Genomic DNA, 1,537 nt, shown 5'->3' with positions numbered 1-1,537 from the left:
CCCGATAGCGGCGTGGCAGTCACTGTCTATGTTGACTGACCCACTGCCATCGGGGGCAAGCCCCCTCCCACATTTGTAATGTGCACTTCGGGCCATCGAACGGTAAACTCCGCGCACTGCTGTCTGGAGCTTTTTATGCGCGAAGCGTTGAATCAAGGCCTGATCGACTTCCTCAAGGCCTCCCCTACTCCTTTTCATGCCACTGCCGCGCTCGCCCAGCGCCTGGAAGCGGCGGGTTACCAGCGTCTCGACGAGCGCGAAACCTGGACCACCGAGGCCAACGGGCGCTATTACGTGACCCGCAATGACTCCTCGATTATCGCCTTCAAGCTTGGCCGCCACTCGCCGCTGCTGGGCGGGATTCGCCTGGTCGGCGCCCATACCGACAGCCCGTGCCTGCGGGTCAAGCCCCAGCCGGAGCTGCAACGCCAAGGCTTCTGGCAACTGGGTGTGGAAGTCTACGGCGGTGCGCTGCTGGCGCCGTGGTTCGACCGCGACCTGTCGCTGGCCGGCCGCGTAACATTCCGCCGCGACGGCAAGGTCGAAAGCCAACTGATCGACTTCAAGCTGCCCATCGCGATCATCCCCAACCTGGCCATTCACCTGAACCGTGAAGCCAACCAGGGGTGGGCGATCAATGCCCAGACCGAACTGCCGCCGATCCTCGCGCAATTTGCCGGAGACGAGCGCGTGGATTTCCGCGCCGTGCTCACTGAACAGTTGGCACGCGAACACGGGCTGAACGCCGATGTGGTGCTCGACTACGAGTTGAGCTTCTACGACACCCAAAGTGCCGCCGTGATCGGCCTGAACGGCGACTTCATCGCCGGCGCGCGCCTGGACAATCTGTTGTCGTGCTACGCCGGCCTGCAAGCTTTGCTCACCAGCGAAACCGACGAAACCTGCGTGCTGGTGTGCAACGACCACGAAGAAGTCGGCTCCTGCTCGGCCTGCGGCGCCGATGGCCCGATGCTCGAACAGACCCTGCGTCGCCTGTTGCCGGAAGGTGATGAATTCGTACGCACGATTCAGAAATCGCTGCTGGTATCGGCCGACAACGCCCACGGCGTACACCCCAACTACGCCGAGAAGCACGACGCCAACCACGGCCCCAAGCTCAATGCCGGCCCGGTGATCAAGGTCAACAGCAACCAGCGCTACGCCACCAACAGCGAAACCGCCGGGTTCTTCCGCCACCTGTGCATGGCCCAGGAAGTGCCGGTACAGAGCTTTGTGGTGCGCAGCGACATGGGCTGTGGCTCGACCATCGGCCCGATCACCGCCAGCCACTTGGGCGTGCGCACCGTGGACATCGGCCTGCCGACGTTTGCCATGCACTCCATCCGTGAACTGTGCGGCAGCCATGACCTGGCACACCTGGTGAAGGTACTCGGGGCGTTCTACGCCAGCCGCGATTTGCCCTGATCTCTGATTTTTCAGGCTAACGCGGTCAAATAAGTGGGAGCGGGCTTGCTCGCGAATGCTGAGTGTCAGCCACTGAATGAGTTGACTGATGCACCGCGTTCGCGAGCAAGCC

At 62.6% G+C, this 1,537-nt stretch carries 1 protein-coding gene; it reads left to right on the top strand.

Annotated elements, in window-relative coordinates:
* Nucleotides 1-135: 135 nt before the first annotated feature.
* Entirely contained in the window at nucleotides 136-1,425 is a 1,290-nt protein-coding gene (locus WBR57_RS14345; RefSeq protein WP_065903452.1) for a M18 family aminopeptidase, read from the top strand.
* Nucleotides 1,426-1,537 lie beyond the last annotated feature (112 nt).

The sequence above is a fragment of the Pseudomonas sp. genome, assembly GCF_049590575.1.
Taxonomy (GTDB): Bacteria; Pseudomonadota; Gammaproteobacteria; order Pseudomonadales; family Pseudomonadaceae; genus Aquipseudomonas.
The sequence above is the reverse complement of the archived record's forward strand: the minus strand, read 5'-3'. Positions and strand labels throughout refer to the sequence as shown.